The following is a 5,208-nucleotide window of genomic DNA, read 5'->3' as shown; positions in this document are numbered from 1 at the left end:
GTGTCGGATTGCGGGGTGTCAGCCGCATGGATGCGGCTGCCAAGCCTACAAGGACGTACTTGCGGCGTCCCCGTAATCCGACACCGCCCCGCCACCCACGGATAGCCCGCTGTTGCTGTTGCTTCGGCTCCGGCCTCTGCAGGTGCAGGGCGCAGCCCTGCCGGCAAACCTCACCCCAGCGCGCGCGCCTTCAGTTCGCCCTGCTCATGCAGCGTCACGAAACGCCCCTTCTCATCCCGCCCAACCTGCGCCAGTGCCACCTGCGGGTCATGGGTGAAGAACAGATGCACGTTGCGCGCCAGCTTGTCTTCCAGGAACTGCCGCTTCTCGTCAATCAGCAGCTCGGCGTTGCGGTCATACCCCATGGTGATCGGCACGTGCACCCACGAGCGCCCGGGAATCAGATCGGCGCAGAACACCACGCCGCCATGTGTCCCTGTGCCTGCGCGGTCCTGTCCCACGATCTCGGCCAGCATCAACCCCGGCGTGTGTCCGTCGCTGTAGCTGAAACGCACGCTGTGGCCGAGCACCTTTGAATACTCGCCGTCCACCACTTCCAGGCGGCCACTGGCCTGCAGCAGGCCCGGCAGTTCCGGAATGAAGCTGGCGCGATCGCGCGGGTGCGGCTGCAGCGCACGCTGCCAATGCTGCGCACCGACCACGTACGTCGCATTGGGGAACAGCAGTTCCGGTTCACGACCTTCGCGCCACGCAGCCAGCAGGCCACCGGCATGGTCGAAATGCAGATGGCTGAGCACCACCACGTCGATGTCTTCGTGCTCGAAGCCGGCTTCGCGCAGTGAATCGATCAGCACATGCTGGCTTTCCTGCACGCCATAGCGCTCGCGCATGCGCGGCTCGAAGAACGCACCGATGCCGGTTTCGAACAGCACCGTCTTGCCTTCCAGCGGGCTCGCCAACAACGCACGGCAGGCCAGCTCGATGCGGTTGAGCTCATCCGGTGCTGCCCACTTTTCCCACAACGCGCGCGGTGCGTTGCCGAACATTGCACCGCCATCCAGACGCTGGGTATTACCGCGGATCGACCATAGTTTCATGACGCAATTATCGGTCGCCGCTCGTTAAATAATCGCTAGCCGGGAAATGAAAAACCCCGCCKTTGCGGGCGGGGTTCTCAGGTCTGCATCCGCCGGGCATGGCCCGGCGCTACCGCCGGATCAGGGAGCCGGCACGACCTGGGCGCTGCCGACCGGGTTGCGCGGATCGCTGCCGCCAAACAGCTTGTTGGCCTTGCGGTCCCACTCCACCGTCTGCAGGTTGCCCCACACGTGGCTGGAACCACGGCCACCGGCAGCGACCTCGCCCGGCAGGTCGATCTTGTGGCCCATCGCCTGCAGCTGCTTGATGGTGGCGGCGTCGAACGCATTGCTTTCGGCTTCGATCAGATCCGGCAGCCACTGGTGGTGGTAGCGCGGCAGCGCGGCAACCTGCTGCGCATCCAGGCCAGCGTCGTAGCCGAGGATGCCCAGCAGCACCATGGTGATGATGCGGCTGCCACCGGGCGTGCCCAGCACGATCACCTTGTCGTCGTTCTCCATGAACGTCGGCGTCATCGAGCTGAGCATGCGCTTGCCCGGCTTCGGCGCGTTGGCCGCGTAGCCCATCACGCCAAAGGCATTGGGCGTTCCCGGCTTCAGCGCGAAGTCGTCCATCTCATTGTTCAGCAGCACGCCAGTGCCCTTCGGAATCAGACCCGAGCCGTACAGCAGGTTGACGGTCTGGGTGGCGCCGACACGGTTGCCATCACGGTCGATGATCGAGAAATGGGTGGTCTCGTCATCCTCCAGCGGCGTCGGGTTGCCCGACAGCAGGTCGCTGGGAGTCGCCTTTTCCGGGTGGATGGTGGCACGCAGGCCCTGCGCGTAATCCTTGCTGGCCAGCACCTTCTGCGGGATCTGCACGAAATCCGGATCGCCGAGGAAGAAGGTGCGGTCACGGTAGGCACGGCGCATCGACTCGACCACCAGATGGGTGCGGTGCGCGGCATCCATCTGCTTGATGTCCCAGCCTTCCAGGATCTGCAGCATGCTGGCCAGGGCGATGCCACCAGAGGACGGCGGCGGCGCGGTGGTGATCTTCCAGCCGTTGTAGTTGAAGACGATCGGCGCGCGCTGCTTCACGCGGTAGCCGGCCAGTTCCTCGGCGGTCCACTTGCCACCGGCCTGCTTCACGCCGGCCAGCAGCAGCTTGCCGGTCTGGCCCTTGTAGAAGCCATCGAAGCCACCGGCTGCCAGGCGCTCCAGGGTCTGCGCCAGTTCCGGCTGCTTGAACAGGTCACCGGTGGCGATCGGCTTGCCATTGCGCAGGTAGACCTCGCGCGTACCGGGATAGCGCTCCATCACTTCACGGCGCGAGGCATAGCCTTTGGCCATGCGCTCATACACCGGGAAGCCGTCGCGGGCGATGCGGATCGCCGGCTGCAGCGAGGCCGCCAGCGGCAGCTTGCCGTGCTTGGCCGACAGTTCGACCAGCGCCGCCGGCAGGCCCGGAATGCCGGCCGACCACGGGCCGTTGACCGAGCGGTCGCGGTCCAGGTCACCCTTCTTGTCGAGGAACGCCTGTGGCGTGGCTGCGGCCGGCGCGGTCTCGCGCGCGTCCAGCATCACGTCCTTGCCGGTAGCCGCATCATGCAGCAGGAAGAAGCCGCCGCCACCGAGGCCGGAGCTGATCGGCTCGACCACTGCCAGGGTCGAAGACACCGCCACCGCCGCGTCGAAGGCGTTGCCGCCCTGGGCCAGGATGTCGACACCGGCCTGGGTGGCCAAGGCGTGACCGCTGGCGATGGCCGCGCCATCGGGGCGCTCGGCACGAACCGGGGCATCAGCCCAGGCGACGGAACTCAGCAGCAGGCCGAGCAGCAACAGGGGGCGGGCGAACGACTTCATTCGGATGGGGGCTCCGCATAGAGTTCGGGATGATCGTGCTGCAGTTGGCGCAACTTGGCCAGCAGCTCGATTTCGGTTTCGACGATGTCCGGATCGGTGTCGATGCATTCGACCGGGCAGACGACCACGCACTGCGGTTCGTCGAAATGGCCCACGCACTCGGTACAGCGGGCGGGGTCGATCACGTAGATGGTTTCACCCATCGTGATGGCCTGGTTCGGGCAGGCCGGCTCGCATACGTCGCAGTTGACGCAGAGCTCATTGATTTTCAGCGACATGGCGATACTCCACGCCCGCGCCTTGGGACAAGGACCGGCCTGCGCGGGCGCGCGGGCCGGTCAGGTCATCAGCGACGCCCATCGCAGGGCGCCGCCCGGGCCGTGCCGAAGCACGACCGCCTCGGCTCGGTCTTACTTGGCTTCGACGAAAATGTACTCGGCACCGGTCGGCTGGACCACGGCCTGCACGCGGGCGTTGTCGGCGGACTGGCCGATGAAGACGACGCGCACGCCCTTCATCRAATCCGGCGAGACGTCCTTGAACACGGTCTGGATCATGTCAGCCATCTTGCCCGAGGCCGACGAACCGAAGGCCAGCATGTTGCCCGGCTGCACGCCACGGGCCACGGCCTGGGTCGCGCTTTCGGTCTGGCGCTCGTACTTGGCCTGGAAGTCCGGATCCGATTCCGGCGACAGGTAGTACAGGAACGGGCTGTTGGTGATGTTGCCCATGTTCTGGATGGCCACTTCCTGCAGGTACTTCTTCCAGCCTGCGTCGTCTTCCTTGGCCGGGGCGACCAGCGCCTGCTTGGCTTCGTCGACCGGAGCGGCTTCTTCCTTCTTGCAGGCGGTGAAAGCCAGGGCAAACGAGGCGATCAGCATCGCGCGCATGGTGTTGTTCATGGGTTTCCTCCCGGAATGTTGCGTGTTGGTGTGCGTAATGGAATGCGTGGTGCTACAGGATCTACTGCTGGCCAGGGCTTACGACTGCGCCGACTTCGCTTCGCGGACCTTGCGCAGCGCCTCGAGCACGGCGGCCGGCACGAAGCCGGACACATCGCCACCCAGGCGTGCGATCTCGCGGACCAGCGAGGACGAGATGAAGCTGTGCTGCTCGGCGGGGGTCAGGAACAGGGTCTCGACCTCCGGAATCAGGTGGCGGTTCATGCTCGCCATCTGGAATTCGTACTCGAAGTCGGACACCGCGCGCAGCCCGCGCAGCAGCACACCGCCCTGCACCGAACGTACAAAATGGGCCAGCAGCGTATCGAAGCCGATGACCTCGACGTTGCTGTGGTGGCCCAGGGCGCCACGCGCCAGCTGTACGCGCTGCTCCAGCGGCAGTGCCGGTCCCTTCGAGGGGCTCTGCGCCACGCCCACCACGACCTTTTCAAACAGCGGCGCGGCCCGGCTCACCAGGTCGATATGACCATTGGTGATGGGGTCGAACGTGCCGGGATAGACGGCGATGCGGCGGTTGGCCACGGTCATGGGCGGTAGCAGATGTTCAGATGAGGTCAAAGTGTAGCAGCGGCGCGGCGGTACAGGGCAAAGCGCACCTCGCGGGTGCCGCCATCGCGGTGCAGCAGCCATTCCGGGGGCAGCGCCGGCACGTGGCTGGCCGGCGATTCCAGGTACAACCAGGCATCGGCGGCCAGGTGCCGCGGCAGCTGGGCCAGCACGTCCTGCCACAGGCCATCGGCGAACGGCGGGTCGATGAACACCAGATCCGCCTGCTGTGCCGGCGCGGCCTGCAGCCAGCGCAGCGCATCGGCCTGGGCGACCGTGACGCTGTCGCCTGCCTGCAGTTTGGCCACGGCAGCGGACAGATTGCGCGCCAGTTGCGCATCGCGCTCGACCAGGGTGGCGTGCGCGGCACCGCGCGAGACCGCCTCCAGCCCCAGCGCGCCGCTGCCGGCGAACAGGTCCAGCACGCGCGCCCCGCCCAGCTTGGGCATCAACCAGTTGAACAGGGTCTCACGCACGCGGTCGCTGCTGGGCCGCAGGCCCGGCAGGGTCGGAACCGGCAGCCGGGTATYGCGCCAGCGCCCACCGATGATGCGGACCTGGCCGTCATTCGCAGTACGGCCGCTCATCGGCGCCCCCGGCAGGAGGTATTCGAGAATTTCAGCATGAGCGGGATTGTAGTTCGGCCGGGCTGCGCCCGGCACCCGCAGAGGCCGAAGCAACGTCAAAAGCTGGCTTCCTGTGGGTTGGCGGGGTGGGTCAGGCTGTGGGGGACGCCGTAAACCCATCCATGGGGGCTTGGCCGCGGCATCCATGCCGCGGACACCCCCACAACC

General features: G+C 66.5%; 6 protein-coding genes. All 6 read right to left on the bottom strand.

Annotation, left to right across the window (positions count from 1 at the left end; genetic code table 11):
* Positions 1-170: 170 nt before the first annotated feature.
* The 6 genes from AB4Y84_RS12590 to rsmD all read right to left on the bottom strand — a co-directional run bounded on the left by AB4Y84_RS12590 (position 171) and on the right by rsmD (position 5,001).
* Positions 171-1,058, bottom strand: coding sequence for an MBL fold metallo-hydrolase (locus tag AB4Y84_RS12590; protein WP_223494827.1), 888 nt, complete (start codon positions 1,056-1,058; stop codon positions 171-173).
* A gap of 120 nt (positions 1,059-1,178) precedes the next feature.
* Positions 1,179-2,906 (bottom strand): gamma-glutamyltransferase, encoded by a 1,728-nt coding sequence (gene ggt, locus AB4Y84_RS12585; protein WP_442244600.1) that lies wholly within the window; start codon positions 2,904-2,906, stop codon positions 1,179-1,181.
* Positions 2,903-3,184: a YfhL family 4Fe-4S dicluster ferredoxin gene (locus AB4Y84_RS12580; RefSeq protein ID WP_442244599.1), complete on the bottom strand. Its 282-nt coding sequence runs from the start codon at positions 3,182-3,184 to the stop codon at positions 2,903-2,905. Before AB4Y84_RS12580 ends, ggt begins: the two co-directional genes overlap by 4 nt.
* Positions 3,185-3,316: 132 nt before the next feature.
* Positions 3,317-3,808 (bottom strand): hypothetical protein, encoded by a 492-nt coding sequence (locus tag AB4Y84_RS12575; RefSeq protein WP_442250219.1) that lies wholly within the window; start codon positions 3,806-3,808, stop codon positions 3,317-3,319.
* A gap of 78 nt (positions 3,809-3,886) precedes the next feature.
* A complete protein-coding gene (gene coaD / locus AB4Y84_RS12570) occupies positions 3,887-4,396 on the bottom strand; it encodes a pantetheine-phosphate adenylyltransferase (protein ID WP_008267036.1) in 510 nt (169 codons plus the stop codon).
* A 26-nt stretch (positions 4,397-4,422) separates the two neighbouring features.
* The gene (gene rsmD, locus AB4Y84_RS12565; RefSeq protein ID WP_442250218.1) at positions 4,423-5,001 is read right to left on the bottom strand and encodes a 16S rRNA (guanine(966)-N(2))-methyltransferase RsmD; all 579 of its coding nucleotides are present in this window, start codon (positions 4,999-5,001) and stop codon (positions 4,423-4,425) included.
* Positions 5,002-5,208: the final 207 nt, after the last annotated feature.

Source organism: Stenotrophomonas sp. 2YAF22 (assembly GCF_052114665.1).
Taxonomy (GTDB): Bacteria; Pseudomonadota; Gammaproteobacteria; order Xanthomonadales; family Xanthomonadaceae; genus Stenotrophomonas; species Stenotrophomonas indicatrix.
This window is presented reverse-complemented; position numbering and strand designations above follow the sequence as displayed.

Excerpts from the sequence above, each read along its gene's own strand:
- AB4Y84_RS12590 (WP_223494827.1), bottom strand. The coding sequence starts at position 1,058 with ATGAAACTATGGTCGATCCGCGGTAATACCCAGCGTCTGGATGGCGGT.
- ggt (WP_442244600.1), bottom strand. The coding sequence starts at position 2,906 with ATGAAGTCGTTCGCCCGCCCCCTGTTGCTGCTCGGCCTGCTGCTGAGT.
- AB4Y84_RS12580 (WP_442244599.1), bottom strand. The coding sequence starts at position 3,184 with ATGTCGCTGAAAATCAATGAGCTCTGCGTCAACTGCGACGTATGCGAG.
- coaD (WP_008267036.1), bottom strand. The coding sequence starts at position 4,396 with ATGACCGTGGCCAACCGCCGCATCGCCGTCTATCCCGGCACGTTCGAC.